At 28.2% G+C, this 17,819-nt stretch carries 19 protein-coding genes; 10 read left to right on the top strand and 9 right to left on the bottom strand.

Annotation, left to right across the window (positions count from 1 at the left end; all coding sequences use genetic code 4):
* Positions 1–35: 35 nt before the first annotated feature.
* The 5 genes from ACXYRR_RS01470 to ACXYRR_RS01450 are packed head-to-tail and all read left to right on the top strand — an operon-like array spanning position 36 to position 4,440.
* Positions 36–1,025 carry a replication initiation and membrane attachment family protein gene (locus ACXYRR_RS01470; RefSeq protein ID WP_458597464.1) on the top strand — a complete coding sequence of 330 codons (990 nt, stop codon included), beginning with the start codon at positions 36–38 and terminating at the stop codon, positions 1,023–1,025.
* The gene (locus ACXYRR_RS01465) at positions 1,025–1,954 is read left to right on the top strand and encodes a hypothetical protein (RefSeq protein ID WP_435128458.1); all 930 of its coding nucleotides are present in this window, start codon (positions 1,025–1,027) and stop codon (positions 1,952–1,954) included. Before ACXYRR_RS01470 ends, ACXYRR_RS01465 begins: the two co-directional genes overlap by 1 nt.
* Positions 1,954–2,790, top strand: a complete 837-nt coding sequence (gene fmt, locus ACXYRR_RS01460) for a methionyl-tRNA formyltransferase (protein WP_435128455.1) — start codon at positions 1,954–1,956, stop codon at positions 2,788–2,790. Before ACXYRR_RS01465 ends, fmt begins: the two co-directional genes overlap by 1 nt.
* A gap of 17 nt (positions 2,791–2,807) precedes the next feature.
* On the top strand, positions 2,808–3,188 hold the full coding sequence (locus ACXYRR_RS01455; RefSeq protein WP_435128452.1) for a S1 domain-containing protein: 381 nt from the start codon (positions 2,808–2,810) through the stop codon (positions 3,186–3,188).
* Positions 3,175–4,440, top strand: coding sequence for a hypothetical protein (locus ACXYRR_RS01450; protein WP_458597461.1), 1,266 nt, complete (start codon positions 3,175–3,177; stop codon positions 4,438–4,440). The genes ACXYRR_RS01455 and ACXYRR_RS01450 overlap by 14 nt, the downstream gene beginning before the upstream one ends.
* A gap of 26 nt (positions 4,441–4,466) precedes the next feature.
* On the opposite strand, the gene pgsA is transcribed toward ACXYRR_RS01450, so the two are convergent.
* Genes pgsA through ACXYRR_RS01420 form a run of 6 tightly spaced genes read right to left on the bottom strand, consistent with a single transcriptional unit; the run spans position 4,467 to position 8,511 of the window.
* Positions 4,467–5,117 (bottom strand): CDP-diacylglycerol--glycerol-3-phosphate 3-phosphatidyltransferase, encoded by a 651-nt coding sequence (gene pgsA, locus ACXYRR_RS01445; RefSeq protein ID WP_458597459.1) that lies wholly within the window; start codon positions 5,115–5,117, stop codon positions 4,467–4,469.
* The gene (locus ACXYRR_RS01440; RefSeq protein WP_458597457.1) at positions 5,104–5,748 is read right to left on the bottom strand and encodes an MHJ_0274 family protein; all 645 of its coding nucleotides are present in this window, start codon (positions 5,746–5,748) and stop codon (positions 5,104–5,106) included. The genes pgsA and ACXYRR_RS01440 overlap by 14 nt, the downstream gene beginning before the upstream one ends.
* A gap of 8 nt (positions 5,749–5,756) precedes the next feature.
* Positions 5,757–6,107, bottom strand: a complete 351-nt coding sequence (locus tag ACXYRR_RS01435; RefSeq protein ID WP_458597455.1) for a hypothetical protein — start codon at positions 6,105–6,107, stop codon at positions 5,757–5,759.
* A gap of 2 nt (positions 6,108–6,109) precedes the next feature.
* Positions 6,110–7,696 (bottom strand): magnesium transporter, encoded by a 1,587-nt coding sequence (gene mgtE, locus ACXYRR_RS01430; RefSeq protein ID WP_458597453.1) that lies wholly within the window; start codon positions 7,694–7,696, stop codon positions 6,110–6,112.
* Between the two features lie 2 nt (positions 7,697–7,698).
* Complete coding sequence (locus tag ACXYRR_RS01425; RefSeq protein ID WP_458597450.1) at positions 7,699–8,280, bottom strand: diadenylate cyclase; 582 nt, start codon at positions 8,278–8,280, stop codon at positions 7,699–7,701.
* A gap of 9 nt (positions 8,281–8,289) precedes the next feature.
* On the bottom strand, positions 8,290–8,511 hold the full coding sequence (locus tag ACXYRR_RS01420) for a hypothetical protein (protein ID WP_458597448.1): 222 nt from the start codon (positions 8,509–8,511) through the stop codon (positions 8,290–8,292).
* Positions 8,512–8,826: 315 nt separating this feature from the next.
* Here ACXYRR_RS01420 and ACXYRR_RS01415 point away from each other — a divergent pair, with 315 nt between their 5' ends.
* From ACXYRR_RS01415 to ACXYRR_RS01395, 5 genes are all read left to right on the top strand, one after another.
* Positions 8,827–10,035, top strand: a complete 1,209-nt coding sequence (locus tag ACXYRR_RS01415) for a hypothetical protein (RefSeq protein WP_458597447.1) — start codon at positions 8,827–8,829, stop codon at positions 10,033–10,035.
* Positions 10,022–10,993 (top strand): DHH family phosphoesterase, encoded by a 972-nt coding sequence (locus tag ACXYRR_RS01410; RefSeq protein ID WP_458597445.1) that lies wholly within the window; start codon positions 10,022–10,024, stop codon positions 10,991–10,993. The genes ACXYRR_RS01415 and ACXYRR_RS01410 overlap by 14 nt, the downstream gene beginning before the upstream one ends.
* Positions 10,984–11,958: a DHH family phosphoesterase gene (locus ACXYRR_RS01405; protein WP_435128423.1), complete on the top strand. Its 975-nt coding sequence runs from the start codon at positions 10,984–10,986 to the stop codon at positions 11,956–11,958. The genes ACXYRR_RS01410 and ACXYRR_RS01405 overlap by 10 nt, the downstream gene beginning before the upstream one ends.
* 73 nt (positions 11,959–12,031) lie before the next feature.
* On the top strand, positions 12,032–14,017 hold the full coding sequence (uvrB, locus tag ACXYRR_RS01400; RefSeq protein WP_458597444.1) for an excinuclease ABC subunit UvrB: 1,986 nt from the start codon (positions 12,032–12,034) through the stop codon (positions 14,015–14,017).
* Complete coding sequence (locus ACXYRR_RS01395) at positions 14,017–14,523, top strand: hypothetical protein (protein ID WP_458597442.1); 507 nt, start codon at positions 14,017–14,019, stop codon at positions 14,521–14,523. The genes uvrB and ACXYRR_RS01395 overlap by 1 nt, the downstream gene beginning before the upstream one ends.
* Before the next feature lie 13 nt (positions 14,524–14,536).
* Here ACXYRR_RS01395 and ACXYRR_RS01390 read toward each other — a convergent pair whose 3' ends face one another.
* The 3 genes from ACXYRR_RS01390 to trpS are packed head-to-tail and all read right to left on the bottom strand — an operon-like array spanning position 14,537 to position 17,727.
* Positions 14,537–14,986 carry a hypothetical protein gene (locus ACXYRR_RS01390; protein WP_458597440.1) on the bottom strand — a complete coding sequence of 150 codons (450 nt, stop codon included), beginning with the start codon at positions 14,984–14,986 and terminating at the stop codon, positions 14,537–14,539.
* Positions 14,979–16,727: a threonine--tRNA ligase gene (gene thrS, locus ACXYRR_RS01385; protein ID WP_458597438.1), complete on the bottom strand. Its 1,749-nt coding sequence runs from the start codon at positions 16,725–16,727 to the stop codon at positions 14,979–14,981. The genes ACXYRR_RS01390 and thrS overlap by 8 nt, the downstream gene beginning before the upstream one ends.
* The gene (gene trpS / locus ACXYRR_RS01380; protein WP_458597436.1) at positions 16,714–17,727 is read right to left on the bottom strand and encodes a tryptophan--tRNA ligase; all 1,014 of its coding nucleotides are present in this window, start codon (positions 17,725–17,727) and stop codon (positions 16,714–16,716) included. Before trpS ends, thrS begins: the two co-directional genes overlap by 14 nt.
* Between the last annotated feature and the right edge of the window lie 92 nt (positions 17,728–17,819).

Below are 17,819 nucleotides of genomic sequence, written 5' to 3'. Positions count from 1 at the left end.
TTATTCTTACCTGATTATCTAAAAAGGAGTACCAGATGAGTTTAATGCAACATTTGGAATATAATAATTTTGTTATTTCTAAAAATTTTAATATCTCTACAGATGATTTACATAACCTAAGACAATTTTATGGAAGTTTTTTAGGCCCTGAAGGAGTATGTTTATACGAGTATTTACTGGATTTAGCAGGTGGGCAAGATTATAGTGTGGTTGAATATGATTTTTCAACATTAGCAATTTTTATAAATATACACGAATCACAACTTCAATCGGCTCGTGTCCGTTTAGAAGGAGCTGGTTTGATTAATACATATAAAGATAATAAAAAAGCCTTAACAATTTTTGAAATTCAAAAACCACTTACACCTGAAAATATCCAGCGAAATACCTTTTTGACTAATTTAATTGTAAGTAAAATAGGGAAGATAAATTTTGATAAGTTCATAAAATCCAGAAGGCAAAAAATTGTGTCTTCATATGAATTTAATTATGAAGATATTACATCAGATTTTTTTAGTGTTTTTTCAACTGTAAATCAAACAGAATCAGAGCAAATTGAAAGAAAATTAATTATGAATCAAGGTGCTACTTTAATAAGTGATCAAGAAATTAAGGTTTATACTAAAAAACATAACCTTCCTATTCCATTAGAAATAGGAAATGTACAATATTCTAATGCATATGAAGCAATTTTAAAACTTACACCACAGGCTTTTTTTAAACAACTAAGTAATGAAGAAATTTCATCAGCTGATGAAATTTCATTAAAAACATGAACAGATAGAATTCCAGAAAGCAAATGTTTAAACTTAATTATGTATATAGCACGTTTAAAATATAAAAGCGATAAGTGACATAAACACATCTGAACAATGATTTTAGAAATAAGTTCACAAAACTTGTTTAAATTTGAAGATATTGAAAAATATTTAGATGGTAAATTAAAAATTGATAAGAGATACACCCATATTTTTGAGCAAAAAACTGTATTAAAACAAGATTTTCTCACTAGAAAGACTAGTTAATGTTTGATTTTTCAAAACCCAGATCTAATTTTCAAAACCCACATCTTTCTTTAACAAATTTACCATCAAAACAACAAGTTATTAATGAAATTAAACAAAATCCAATATTATCACCTATTTTTAAAACATTAGCATTTACAGAGAATGATATTATTAATTCATATGCCAATTTAATTGACTATGTTCAAGAACAAAATGACCCGAATCGTTTATTTATTACAAATATTAAACGTGGGTATAATGGTCAAATAAATTTTACCAAGACACTTAATCACAAATCACCTTATATAACTGACTATAAATTATTGAATAACATAAAATTTAAATACATTTCTTCACCGATGACATCTGAAAGTTTGTCACATTTACAAATTACCTCAGAATCAGAAAGTGGATTTAAACATATGATGGAAATAAATTCACCATGATTAATTAATGAAAATAAATTTCGTGGGTTTTTCTTATACGGTGATGCAGAAAGTTCACGAAATCTAATGTTATCAGCTTTGACTAACGAATTTGCTTTAATGAATAAAAAAGTTGCCTATTTAAATATTAATAATTTAGATTCATATTCAAAAACTTTCATAAGACGTAATAGCGAAGATATAGTAAGTGAAATTAATGATTTTTTAACCAGTATTTTGTACTTAGATGTAATTATTTTTGACGAACTTGGACTAAAAAAGTTTTCAAATTGATTTTTAGAAACTTTTTTAGAACCTTTATTAACAGAATGTGTAGCGAATAAAAAAATAGTTATTTTCGGTTCTTATTATACCCCTGAATTACTGGATAAACAGTTTTTCAAAGACGGGTATAAAGATGATCGAAACGGATTAACACCGATGGCTAAAAAAATACTAATGCTTATAAATAAACTATCAAACTATCGTTCCTTATGAATTGGTAATAAAAAGGATAAATAATGAAAATTATCTTAGCAGGAACACCTGAATTTGCTGTTAAACCCTTTGAACAAGTGATAAATAACTTTGATGTAGTTGCCATTGTCAGTCAGCCAGATCGTCCAGCATCACGTGGATATAAAGTAAATCCTACACCAGTGAAATTACTTGCAAAAAAATATAATATTCCTTTATATCAACCCCAGAAAATATCGCAAATCTATGAGCAGTTAGCATCATATCAAGTTGATATATTTTTAACTTGTGCTTTCGGTCAATATATCCCAACAAAAATTCTTGATTTACCAAAAATAGCATCTATAAATATTCATGGTTCTTTACTTCCTAAATATCGTGGTGCAGCACCGATTCAATATAGTTTGTTAAATAACGATTCAGAAACAGGAATTTCACTAATATATATGACCAAAGAATTTGATGCAGGAGACATTCTGTTTACATCAAAAATTGCTATCTTACCAAGAGATACATCACAAACAATGTTTGAAAAACTTTCAAATTTAGCTTCTGAAAATATAGTAAAATGACTAAAAGATATAGAGTTGAATAAAATAAATCCTATAAAACAAGATGTATCCAAAGTAGTTTTGTCTCCTAAGTTAAGTAAAGATGATGCACTTTTAACTAGTTATATGAGTAAACAACAAGCATTTAATATCATACGTTGTTTTTCAAGCAATCCGGGTGCATATATAATTTATCAAAATAAACGCTTGAAAGTATATTATGCTTATTTTGAGCCAATTAAGAATGCAATAAAGTTAGATTTTAGTGACGGTTCATTATATGCTAGTGATTATCAATTCGAATCTAAAAGACGGGTAATTTTAAAATAATAAGATATAATTATATAATGAAATACAAGGTCGGTGATATTGTTATAGCAAAAGTGTTTAAAGTAGGTCCACAATATGTTTCATTGCAAACCAAGGATTCTACTAAGTTTTTTATTTATCGCGAAGATATTAGCGATTATAAACCTTGCAAAATTTACGATATATTCAAAATAGGAGATATCGTAAATTTTGTCTGTTTATATTTTAATATAAACAAAAACTATGGATATGGAAGTTATAAAAAAAATCATCCTAATGAATTAAGAACATATGGAAATTATTGATTAAAAGAAACTTCAAAAGGTTTTAAAAACTTAATTAATTATATGAACATACGCATCAAGGAATTTGCAAAACGAGAAAACAACCAGGATGTAAATAAAGATGTCAAAGGTTAAAATAAATACTTTATACAAAGCAAAATATCTACAAAAAGAATTATACATTTTTAACACTAATATTATCAGTAAACTTAAAAGTTTAAATTTTAAAGGTTCACAACACCTAGGATTTGATGATATAGCAATAAATTATAGTGTTAAAGGATTTAATAATATTATTAATTTTTGTAATTTATTATATAAAAATAATATTAAATATTTGCTAGTAATAGCATCAAAACAGACACAATTGATGCTTCAATCAGCACTTGAATTTATTTTTGGTAAATATGATTTTTATTCTGATGTAAAGATAAAATTAATTTTTATTAATAACGAAGATACAAAAGTTAACATTGAATCTAAGATTTATGCATATTTTCATCACTGTGATATAAAACATACAGGAATAATGTTTTTAGATGTATTTGATAACATCAATAAATTAAAAAGTAAGTGGCTGGTTGAATTAGTTCTATCAAAATTTAGCCAGCATGCAAGTGAATTTTTTGTGCAAAAACTTATTTATTTTATTGGTAAAAAAGAATGGTTTGCTAATTTAGCAAAATATAATATCCCTGATTCTAATATATTGTTTGTCTCATCATCAGTTCATAACCAATTTTCTTTTTTCTCAGAGTTATATTTAGTATTATTAGCTACACAAGGAGTAAATTTAAATAAATTAATTCACGGGTATAAAAACATTTCTGAAAGCATTTATGCAAACGATTCATATTTTAACAAAGCACTAGGTTTGTTTTTACATTTAGTTAATTTTTATAAAGCAAACAACACAAAAAAAGATATTTCATTAAATATCTTTGTTGGTTATGATGATTTTTTAGAAAATTTATCAAAGGTGTTTGCTTACCATTTTAATATGCTTACAGTAAGAAAAAAAGTTTTTAATGATAGTTGTGTTTTTTCTCGGGATATTTCTAGCATAGGTCAATCTATTTTATCAAACGGTTTACCAAAAACTTTATTTTATTTTGTATTTAAACGTAAATATTTTGATTATCAATTATCTTCGAATATTGATTTTGATGATTTATTATCAAATCTTTCTAATTTTACCTTACATGCCTTTAAAAATACCAGTCTTAATTCTTTTAATAACTATTTTATTTCATATATTGATGATTCTAAATCTGTTGAGATAGAAATAGCTAATAACGATGAAGAAGCATTTGGAGAACTAATTGGTTTGTTATATTGAAGCAAAATATTATATGCAATTTATTATGATTTAGATTTATTTACATAAAAAGTTGGTAACACCAACTTTTTGTCTTAAAAGAAAAATTTTGTTGCTAATTTTATATAAATATATCCAGAAAATAACGAGAATAATTGTGCTATAAATAAAGGAATGTTTATTATATAAATTCAGTAATATAAATAACTATGATAATATGAAATATTAGGTATAAATTGCATAATAATTACAAATAAAAGTAATATAGGTATAGCAAAACTCATTAATAAAGTCTTTAGTTTACCTCAAAAGTTTGCTGAAATTTCCTGATTATTTTTTATCAATAACGCACGACATCCATCAACAATTATGTCACGTAATATGAATAATACTGTTGACCAAATTGGCGTATAAGAAATAACAGAAAGATAAATTAAAACAGAAGTTGTCATTATTTTATCAGCTAGAGGATCTCATAACTTACCAAAAGCAGTAATAATACGGTTTTTGCGTGCTATTTTACCATCATAATAATCAGTAATCATCGCAGTGATAAAGATAATAAAAATAAGGATGTTAAAAATTAAATATATAATAGCTAATAGTGAATTAGTTTGATTTAAAATATCTTTATTTGCAAAGAAAATCGTTGCATTAATACTGATAAGGATAATAATTGGTATAACTAAAATAATTCTTATTAAAGTAAGTTTATTAGGAACATTTAATGATTTAATTCATTGCATTACGTTTTTCTAATAATCTTTCTTTATATTTTTCTTCAAAAGCAGATTCGATTTGTTCAGGTGTTTTTAAATCATCTACATTTGATCGTGCAGCTTCCGTTGCTATTTTTTGTGCTTCTGGTACATATTTTTTAAAGTCAGCAAGCAGAATACCAAATTTCTTTTCTCAAAGATTAGAATTTAAATCTCTTAGCATCTGTATTTCTTGCACTTCTTTTTGAAATTTAGGATTTTGAATAATAAAATTTTTAAATTCATATTCATCTAAGATATCATTAAGAAGGCTTTTTGTAGCCATATTGATATGTGACATTTTGTATTCACCAATACTTACAACAAAATTTTCATGTGTTTGGTGATTTAAATCAATCAATTTATTTAACTTAACAGTAGTCTCATACCAATATAACTTCGAATTTCGTTCATATTCAGCAGCAGCAGCCTTTGTTCTTTTGTTTTCAACCTTAGTTTTAATTGATTGATAAACAAAATAACCTATTAGTGCAAGAATAACTACACCAAAAATAACTCAAATAATAATCCCACTACCACCAAACGGAGAAGCAGTGGTATTAGTTGAAACTGAGCCTTGGTTTGCAGTCGGGGTTTCTTCAAACCTAATAATATTCATATATCTCCTTATTTTCTTTTAATTTGTAATCTTCATTTAAATGTTTTTTCAAGTCGACAACCTAAAGCGATTTGAGTTTTCAATTCTTCAATGTTTGGAGCTTTCTCTAGCTCACCTTTACTTAAGCGCATAATTATATCGATAAGCATTGCATTTATTAAGTTTTTACTAATCACTTCTTTGTTTTCAGGTTTTTCATATATTACGAATCCACCATCAGAAAGTCTTTCGTGAATAGCAACTTGAGTACCAGATACAAGTTGATTCATCTCCTTTTTTATTTCTTTTAATTCATCATTAATTTCGTTATAGTGTTCTGCTAATAACTTTAATTTTTCAATATCTACTGTATTATCCATAATTAAACTCCTAGATTTGGTAAGTTAATAGGTGTATAAATATTCATATTTTGAATTATCAGGATGCCGATGTCTAATAATTCTTTGCTATGATGTTCGTTGTGTGATTTTGATGATATGATACCAACTTTTCAGGCAAATCATAAAACAAATAAATTCAGTCCAAAGAAAACCAAGGTTGATAAAGCATCAGAAAGAGTGGTTAAAATAGGTGCTGACATAACAGCAGGATCTTTTTTGAAGCGTATCGCTAAAAGTGGAATAGTAGTTCCTAAAAACTTAGCAAAAATTACTACAAATCATAAAGATAAAGAACTAGCAATAATGATAAATGATAATGTTGCTCAGTCACCAATTTCATCTTTAAATTTTGGTGAAGCACTGTAAATACCATAATAAACATATAGACGCATAACATTTACCGTAAACATTATTGCACCAATTATCAAACCTACATTAAGTTCTTTGAAAATTACCTTTCGATATTCTTTTTTAGTAAAGTCACCTAATGCAGCAGCTCTGGTAATTGTTGTTGACGATTGTGAACCGGCATTTCCGGCGGCACCTGAGATAATAGGAATAAGTGAAACTATAATCGCTGTTGATACTGTAATACCAAGTCCTTTTATGACATTTTCAGAAAGATTTGTAAATTCTTGAATAATAAATTGTGATGCAGTTGCAGATAGCATAAGGATAATAAGTCATAAAACACGGGATTTGATAATTTTCAAAATTGATGTTTTTAAATAACTTTCTTCTGCTGCATCAGCATTAATACCAGCCATTTTATAAATATCCTCAGTTGCTTCATCTTGAATAATATCAATAACATCATCGGAAGTGATCATCCCGATAAGTCGGTTATCACTCGTTACAACTGGTAAAGTTGCTTTATCATGGTTTGAAAAAACCTGTGCTGCAAATTCTTTATCATCAGTAGGTTTAACACTTGCAACAGCATTATATATATCTTCAAGCAAGACATCTTCATCGGAAAAAACAAGTTCTTCTAATGTTACATCACCTAATAAAAAACCATGTGGATCAGTTATGTAAAAATTATAACCCATTAAAATATTTTGATTATAATCTCTTTTAATTTTAGCAATCGCTTTTTTACAAGTTCAATTGGATTTAAGGATTGAAATATCCACGCTCATGTAACTTCCGACTTGATCATCATTGAAAGAAAGAATTTGATTAATTTTTTCTCTTTTTTCCTTAGGTGTCTGTGAAAGAATTTTGCGAGTTAAATTTGCTGGTAATTCTTCTAAAATGTCTGCTAATTCATCAGTTTCGATTTCTTGTAAAACTTTTTGTCCTAAGTCATCAGTAAATAAATTAACAAGTTTAATTTTTACATCATCATCTAAGTATGAAAAAACCTCAGCAGCTTCTTCAGTTTTTAAAATACGCAAAATATAAATTTGATGTTCATCAGGAAGTGATTCAACCGCTTTGGCAAAGTCAGCATGTGGTGTATCTTCTTCAAGATCACGAATTTTCTTAACACTTTTCTCTTTTGTTAAAATTCGAAGTTTACCAATAAGAGTCGCAAGGGTAATTTCAACTGTGTTGTTTTCCATAATTACTCCTTAAGATACTTAATCAATTGTTCTTGAAATTCATTCATTTTGATTACTTCAATGCTACTACGTTTCAAAATCCTTATCGAACCATTTTCTTCAGAAACAACAATTGTAACTGCATCAGATTGTTCAGAAATACCAATTGCAGCACGATGACGCGAACCGTAATCTGCACTTACTGATTTACTTGTAATTTTATAAAATGTAGCAGCATAAAATATCCGATTTTCACGTATTACTACTGCCCCATCATGTAAAGGAGATTCTTTGTTAAAAATTGAAATAAGCAGAGAACTAGAAATATTTGCATCTAAAACAACACCATCAGTTCTCAAATTATCAATATTTTCTGTGTTCTCAATGGTAATTAATGCACCTATTTTATGTTTTGATAAATATTCAACTGTTTCTCGCAACTGATTGATTAAACGGATTTGACTACTTTTACCGAGTTTATCATATTTATTCTTTTTTAATTTTAAACTAAAAAATGTGTGTATGGTAGGTCATAAAATTATTATTATAATTACAGTTAATAAAATTAAAATAATTATTAATAATACTAAAATTGCATCATCCAAGATAACTTCCTATAAGGTTTTACCGATAAAGAATGCTATTAATAATAAACCAATAATCAAAATTAAAACTAAAAATGAGATAAATAAGTTTTTTGTTAAATCACGTTTAATTCAAGGGAGTTGTTTTTGTTGTTCTTTATAGATTTGTTTTTGTTGTTTCTGTTTTGCTTTTGCTATTGCGTATGCAATTTCTTCTTGCCTAAATTGCACAAATTTATCTTTTTTATCCATAAATCCCCCTAATTTTTATAATCATATAGCTTTACAATTATATATTTTTTTCTTTCTTTTGTTATTAAAAAATAAGCGAAAATAGTCACTTTAGATAATAACTTGTTATGTATTATGTTGGAATGACATATATAAATATATATCAAAGCTTATCAAAGTATAATTAATAATGAAATAACAAAAAGGAAAATTTAGCAGAAGTTATATAAATTTCACAGTTAATAAGATATAAGTACTAGAAGTATTCATATTCTAGTTTGTTAATTTAGACAAATTCTTAATTAAAAAAACCAAAAAATGATAGAATTAATATATATGTTTAAAAAGAAATTTAAACTGCTTTTATGATTTTCACTCCCATCAATTTTTTTGACTGCTGTTTCATGTAGTTCGATTAGCACGGAATCTGAACTAAAGGATTTTCATAATTTTTATCTTAATACAAGAAAAGAAAATAATCCGAGATATAAATATTTACTTGCCTTAGTTGCCTATTTTGATAATTCTTTTAAGCAAACATTTGAGCAATTAAGACAAGGAAGCGGAGAAGTTGCAGCAAAAGATTTAACAAAATTTGCAGCATCGATACAGGCAAAACATAAATTATTTAATCTTTTAAAGAACGAATTATCTATAATCCCACTAGAGAAAATAAATGATTCAAACCAAGGTATTGCTTCATTAACTTTTTTAGAAAAATATAAGTTTATACACGGAGAAAACGAGAATCGTTTTCGTTCTTTAAAAGACACAACCAATGATTTTTTATATCTTGGGGATTTTAATTTATTATCACAAGGATTATTGTATAATCATTTTATATATATAAATTCACAATATTTTCCAAGAGATATTAATTCTGATATATATATTTTTTATAATCAATTCCAAAGTTTTATCGCACTTGCAGACCAAGGAAAAAAGAATTTATTTTATAATTTAGCAAAGGATGTAAATTCTAATAATCACCTTGATAAAAGATTGCAAAAATATCAGCAATTGATTAGTCAAAATGTTAAAGAAAAATCTAATTTGACTAATATACAGTCAAATTGAGAAAAACTGTTAAAAGTTCAAAAAGGACTTATAGCATATTTTGGACCATTTTTTGATGATATGAGACAAATATTCCAGGCAATTGATACATCGTTTTTTAAAACATTATCATTTGAACCGATTTTGGATGAATCAGATTTTCTAAAAATAAAAAATTATTTTAACTTTTTAACTACATTTTCAGATGTGTATTATATAACTATGAGTGATTTAATGCTTTTAAAACAGGATATAAATGATAAAATTAATAACTTGATTTTAAATATGCAAAATTCAGATGTTTTTAATAACACCGAATTAAATAAATTTAAAAACAACTTAAATAATCTATCGAATGAACAAATTTATAAGAAATTATTAAATATATTTAATGATGGATATAATACTAATGAATTTAAAAAACAGATGATGAAGAAAATAAATAATTACATAAAAAAGCACAGTAAGGAGTTATATGAAGATAGGTAATTCAAAAGTAGCAATTGATGCAATTAATAAATATGAAAATATAATTATTTTTCACCATATTCGTCCTGATGGTGACTGTTTAGGTTCTCAATTTGGTTTAAAAGAACTTATTAAAACAAACTTTCCAAATAAAAAAGTTTATACGGTAGGTGATAATGTAGGCGTTTTTGATTTTATGAGCTATGATTTTGATAAAATTGAAGACATCGATTTTAACAATTCATTAGCAATAGTTGTTGATGCATCAAGTGGAGATCGGATTCAGTGTGCTGAACTTTTATATCAAAAATTAACTACTGCAAGATTAAGAATTGATCATCATCCAAATGAAGCAGATATTGATTATGAATATAATTGAATTGATGAGCATTATGTAGCGGCTGCTGAGATGATTGCGCAATTAGCTTATGATGCAGGTTGAAAAGTATCAAAGAGTGCATCAGAACATATTTATTTAGGTATTAATACAGATTCAGGACGCTTTTTATTTCCTGACACATCGCAGCGAACATATCAACTTGTAGCATTTTTAATGCAAAATGGGTTCCATCCACAAAACATTTTGAGACAACTAAGTAAGAGAAGTTTAAAAGATATAAAAATAATTGGTAAAATTCTTTCAGAATTCAAACAATCAAACAGAGTTTTATATTATGAAATCAAACAAGATTTTTTAAATGAATTTGAAATCAATTCCTTACAGGCAGCATTATATGTCAATGAGTTAGCAAATATTGAAAATAATTTATGTTGAGCTTTATTTATCCAACTTGAAGATGGTAGAATACGTGGTAGATTACGTTCAAGTGGACCGTTAGTAAATGTTGTTGCAAACAAATATAATGGTGGTGGACACGATAATGCAGCAGGAATTACATTAGAAAACTGAAACCAAGTTAATGATGTTTTAAAGGACTTGAATCAAAGCATAAGTGATTGAGAGGAAAAATGCGAGTAGGTAATTTAACAGATATTAAAAATGCAATTGAAAAATATGATAATATAGTTATTTTTCATCACATTCGTCCCGATGGAGATTGTCTAGGTTCACAATTTGCACTAAAAGAGTTAATTCAAGATAACTTCCCACATAAGATGGTTTATGCAATTGGTGACCATCAAGATGCTTTTAAGTTTATGAATTTTGAACACGATTTGATCCCTAATGATGAAATCTTGGCAAAATCACTTGGGATTGTTGTGGATGCTAATTTCAAAGAGAGAATTGAATTTAGTGATGTTTTAGATAAAAACTTGTTTGCTCAAGTTATTAGGATAGATCACCATCCTAATGAAGATGATTTAGCGGAAAATGCTATTAGATGGGTTGATTCAACATATGTAGCCGCTGATGAAATGGTAACTGAATTAGCAGTTGAAAGCAATTGAAAAATAACACCAAAGGCTGCTAATTATTTATATTTAGGGATTTATACCGATTCAGGACGCTTTTTATATAATAACACTTGTGCAAGGACTTTTAATTTAGTTGCACATTTATATCAAGCAGGATTAGATGCAGATTTTATTCATAAGAATTTATCTCAAACAACCTTGGAAGACTTAAAATTTAATGCCTGATTGATGTCTACTTTAAAAACTCGCGAAGGGGTAGCATACATTCAAAATGACTTGCTTACCACAAAAAAATATGGAAAAACTTCTCAAGGTTCATTGCGTGTAAATTCGATTGCGAATATCAAAGGGTTTCCGATTTGAGTGCAATTTTTAGAAGAAGAAGATGGTAGGGTGCGTGTTGAATTTCGCTCAAATGGTCCAATAGTTCGTAATGTAGCCTTAAAATGAGGCGGTGGTGGTCATGAACGCGCCGCTGGTTGCATTATTGATAGTTTTGATCAAGTTGAATCAGTGATTGATGATTGTGCTTATGAAGTTGAAAGATATACAAGTGAGCAAGAATAGCAAAAAAGTGCATTTTTATGCATTTTTTCTATGCTAATTATAGTTTTTAGCAAATGTGATATAATAAAATCATATGAGTATCTTCAAATTAAATGCACAGTATCAACCATCTGGTGATCAACCACAGGCTATATCATTTCTTGTGAACGGCATAAATAAGCACCATAAACATCAAGTGCTTCACGGTGTCACTGGTTCTGGAAAAACCTTTACAATAGCAAATGTGATTAAAGAGTTTGATAAACCTGTTTTAGTTTTATCGCACAATAAAACCTTAGCTAGTCAACTTTATTCTGAATTAAAAAACTTCTTTCCTGATAATGCTGTTGAATACTATATATCATATTTTGATTACTTTAGACCTGAAGCTTACAAACCTAATACAGATACTTATATAGAAAAAGATTCGCGTACAAATGAGCAAATTGAAGTAATGCGATTGAGTTCAATAAACTCATTGATTACTCGCAAAGATGTAATTGTAGTAGCATCAGTTAGTGCGATTTATGGTGCATTAAATCCAGATGTATACCGCGAATCTTTTTATCGTTTCTATGTAGGATTGCAAATAAGCAAAAAAGATTTTATTTATAAACTTATTAAAATTTTATACAACCGAAACGATGTTGAAGCAAAGCCTGGTGAATTTTCTGTTAAAGGTGATGAAGTTATCATCAGACCATCAGATAATGAAGAAGTTGCTGTGCGAGTTAGTTTTTTTGATGACATTATTGAAGAAATAGCTATTATTCATGCTTTAAATAAACATGTAATTGAAAAAAAGAAAATCTTTGTGCTAGTTCCCGGAGATGCTTATGCAACCGATGATAGCATATATGATCAAATTATCCCTAAAATCCGTTCTGAATTACATCAACGGCTTGCTGACTTTTATAAAGAAAACAAACTGCTGGAAGCGCAAAGACTGAATCAAAGAATTAGCAATGATTTAGATGAGTTATCTGAATTTAAGATGTGCAAAGGGATAGAAAATTATTCAATGTATTTAGATGGTAGAACTTTTGGTGAGCGACCATACACACTTTTAGATTATTTCCCCCCTGAATCGTTGGTTTTCATCGATGAATCGCATATGTCTATTCCACAACTTAATGCAATGTATAAAGGGGATCATTCGCGAAAGCAAACCTTGGTAGATTATGGTTTTAGACTTCCATCTGCATTAGAAAATCGCCCTTTGAAGTTTGAAGAAACTGAAAATAATTTTGATTTTTTTAAAATCTATATTTCAGCAACTCCTGCTGAATACGAGCTAAATAAGGCACAAAATAATGTAACTAAGATGTTTATTAGACCAACAGGTTTAACTGACCCAGAGGTGGTGATTAAATCCACCGTAAACCAAATTCAGGACATTCATGATACTATTATTCAGCAACGACAAAGTGGTGGTAAAACTGTTGTAATTACTATTACTAAAGAAAGTTCAGAAAAGATTACGGAATATCTTATTTCACTTGGTATAAAGGCGGCATATATTCATTCGGAATTCAATACCTTTGAACGAAACGAACTGATTCGTAAATTACGTATCGGACAAATCGAGGTTTTAATCGGAATTAACTTACTACGTGAAGGAATTGATATTCCAGAAGTATCAAAAGTTTTAATTTTAGATGCTGGTGCACAAGGTTTTATGCGAACTGCCTCATCATTAATCCAAATTATCGGACGTGCATCACGGAATGCAAGTGGACAGGCTGTTTTATATACGGATAATATTACCGAAGCAATCCAAATTACTTTGGATGACAACAAGTTAAAAAGACAAAAACAACTTGAATATAATAAAATTCATAATATAACTCCTAAAACAATCACAAAAGCAATACCACCTTCTATTTATGCTGACGGGATGCAAGGAGCAATAGATTTAATTTTAAGAAAGAAAAAACAAACCAAAGAAAATCAATTTGCTAAAAAAGATGATGTGATTAAAGAATTAAGAAAACAAATGGAAGCAGCAGCAAAGCAACAAGATTATGAGCGTGCTATTCAGTTGCGAGATATGATGTTTGAGCTGCAAAAAGGAGAATAATGTATACATATCAAGATATTTTAGATGACATTGATGTCATCCGAATCCGCTCTGTGGATGTTGTTTCAGTATACAATGCTTTTTTAAAAGTGTTTGCTATCGAAGTTGATAAAAATAATCCAGTTTATCACGAAGTAACTTGAAATAATTACCGTTCAAATGCAGGTTTTTCAAAACCGTTATATCGTTTCATTTTTTATATGTTTTATTATTTGAAAGACTTTAATTATATTGGTAAAAATCTCACAAGAGAACAAGCATTCGTAAAGATAAAAGAGTTGTTTGAACTCGATGCTACCTTTGAGTATCAAGCAAATTCACAAGCAGAAAACATTCTAGAGCAAGCAAAACAGATTTTTAGACTTGCTTATGTTGATGGTTCAACAAAAGATTTGTTAGTGCTAGTAGAAGAATTTGATATATTAAAGGATACTGATAAAAAACAAGCATTAAAGAAGATTTATTTTGATTTTGAACCATTTAATGGGTGTGATATCCCAGATTAAAAACATCGTAATATTACGATGTTTTCTTTTGTTTATTCAAGTATTTATTACGAAGTTTTTCAATGTTTTTAGGATTTATATAATAAGAAGCTAAAAAGTAAAATAAAACATAAATAAAGAATACAGGAATAGTATCATATTGGTATAACGATCACTGCAAATCCTTATTTTCATTATAAGCACTTGGAACTCATGCTATTGTTAGAGAAAGACCTAAAACCATAACTAAATACTGAAAATGATATGCTTTATATTTTTTATAAAAAATAAGTAAAAATACAGGAATTAAGGTAAAAATAGTTACCAATGTAGAAAGTACAATTAATGCTCATCCTGGAACGACAAAATTAGTTATTATCCTTCAAGGAACCACTTTACCACTAAAAATAACTATAAAAATAATTATTGCAACAAAATAAATGTTAAAACCTAATACTCATCAATTACGAGTCTTTTTATTCACGGTTTTCCTTTAGTTTAAAAAGCATTTGCATAAATTCTTTTAAACCTATTGTAATAGTTTGTTCGCTTGCATAAGAGCGATAAGAAATTTGGTTGGTGATTCTTTCTTTTTCACCTACTATTACTTGGAATTTCGATTTAGACATTTGTGCTTCGCGTACTTTTTTAGCTAATCTTTCATCTCTTAAATCTACTTTTGATCTGATGAAGTTAGCAAAAAGTTTATCATTTATATCTTTTGCATATTCAATGTCATCATTATGGTTTGTTGCAGGGATTACAGTAACTTGCTTAGGTGCCAGTCAAAAAGGTAAAACTCCTTTTGTTTGCTCGATTAAAATAGCAACAAATCTTTCATAGGTTCCGATTAAACCACGGTGAATTAAAACAGGTCTTTCTTCTTGATTGTTTGAATTAGTAAATGTGATATCAAAACGTTGTGGTAGCAAGAAGTCTAGTTGCAAGGTAGAAACTGTTATTTCGTGTCCTAGTGCTGTAAAAATTTGAATATCCATTTTTGGTCCATAAAAAGCAGCCTCACCAACTTTTTCGACATAATTTACACCTAAATCATTAAGCACATCCCGTAATTGTGCTTCTGCTTCATCTCACATGTGATCATCATTATAATATTTTTGAGTATCAGTTTTATCACGAAGTGATAATGAAACATAACTAATTTGGATTTTAAATGCTTGTAATGTTTCTTTAATCAATGAATACATTGCCTTAAATTCTGATGCTATTTGATCTTTTCTTACAAAAAGATGTCCTTCAGTAAGTAGCATTCCACGAACTCTTTCTAATCCTGTTAAAGCACCTGATTTTTCATAACGATAAAGTTGTGATTGTTCACTATAACGAATTGGTAAATCGCGATATGAGCGTTTTTCACTGCTATAGCATATGATATGATGTGGACAAGTCATCGGACGAGCAATAAGTTGCTCATTTTCATCCATATTAATAGGTTTAAACATATCATCTTTGTAGTGTTCTAAATGACCAGAAATTTGGTAAAGTTGTTTTTCTCCAAAATGTGGTGTTAAAACTTCGGTAAATCCATATTTTCGATCATTTTGTAATACTAAATTTCTTATTTCATTATGAATATACATTCCATCTTCCAATCAAAATGGTAATCCTTGTCCACCAAGTTTATTAAACATAAACAACTTTAATTCTTTACCGATTTTACGGTGATCTCTTTCTTTGCGATCTTGTAAAAGGGCTAAATAATTATTAAGTTGTTCAGCATTTTCTCACGATGTACCATAAATTCTAGTAAGCTGGATGTTATCAGAATTACCTCTTCAATATGCACCAGCAAGGTTTAAAAGTTTAAAATGTTTGATATTTTTAGTATTTTCAATATGTCCACCAGCACATAAATCCACAAAAATAGTTTCATTATTTTGTGGGTCCTTTAATGCATAAAAAGTAATATCTTTTCCTGCTGCTTTTAATTCATTATATAACTCTTTTTTATATGGTTTATCTACAAAATCATATTCATCAATAGATACCTGCTGCATAATTAAATTTCTTGCTGCGAGCTTTTTCATCATTTTTTCAACTTTAGCTAATTGAGTATCTGAAAAAGGTTCTAAAAATTCAAAATCATAATAAAAACCTTCATCAGTTGCAGGACCAAAACCTAATTTAGTATTTGGATATAATTTTAAAATTGCTGCTGCTAGTAAATGTGATGTAGTATGGTTTAAATGTTTATCTGCTTTCATCGTTTTCTCCGTTAAATCCCATATTTTGCATTAGTTTGTTTATGATTGGTTTTGCTATTGCTTTAGCTTGAATTGCTCCTTGCTCTGCTACTAAATCAACTTTCATCAAAGCATTGTGATAATTTGTTTGAATTTTAATTAATAGATTTTTCACATCTAAAGCCACAGCAGATTTAAATTCTTTGTAATTCGCATTTTCAAACATTTTTGCACTTTCTTGCAAAGTAATATTATTTAATGCTGCATGGATGTTTAATAAGTTTAATATTCCAGGTTTGTCTTCAGAAATATATACTTTGTTTTCTGAGTCAGTTACAGCTTTTAGAACTTTATTATAAGCGCTTTGTGGATCTTCAAGCAAGTAAATAACACCTTTGTCACTTTCACTTTCAGATTTAGACATTTTTACATTTGGATTGCTTAAAGATTTAATCCTTGCACCAACTTTTGCGATATATGCATCAGGGATTTTAAAATCCATTTTATAGTTTTTATTAAGTCTATCAGCGATTTTGCGTGTTAATTCAAGATGTTGTGTTTGATCTTCACCAATAGGGACTAAATCAGGGTTATAAAGCAAAATATCAGCAGCCATTAATGTAGGATACATCAAAAGTCCTGATGGGATTTTTTCAGTACCATTACCTTGTTTAAGTTTTTGTGATTTATCCTTAAATTGAGTCATACGAGATAGTTCACCAATTGTGGTTTCAGAAGTACAAAGTCATTGCAATAAGGTATGTTCATAGACATCCGATTGATAAAATATAATAGTTTTATCAGCATTTAATCCACATGCTAAATACATTGCAATAATACTTTTTCGTGCTTGACGTAGTTCTTTTGGATCAACTGCACCAGTTGTTAAAGCATGTAAATCTGCTACAAAAACCAGTGATTGAAATTCATTTTGTAGATTAATAAAATTTTTTATTGCACCGATATAGTTTCCTAATGTTAAATTACCTGTTGGTTTAATCCCACTTAAAAATCGCTTCATCGTTCTCCTAAAATAATATTATATTTTATTTTCTTATTATAGTTTTAAATAAAAAGAGGATTATATTGTTAATTTTCTTAGTTTAAAATCTT

It is taken from the genome of Mycoplasma sp. 246B (assembly GCF_054353935.1).
This window is presented reverse-complemented; position numbering and strand designations above follow the sequence as displayed.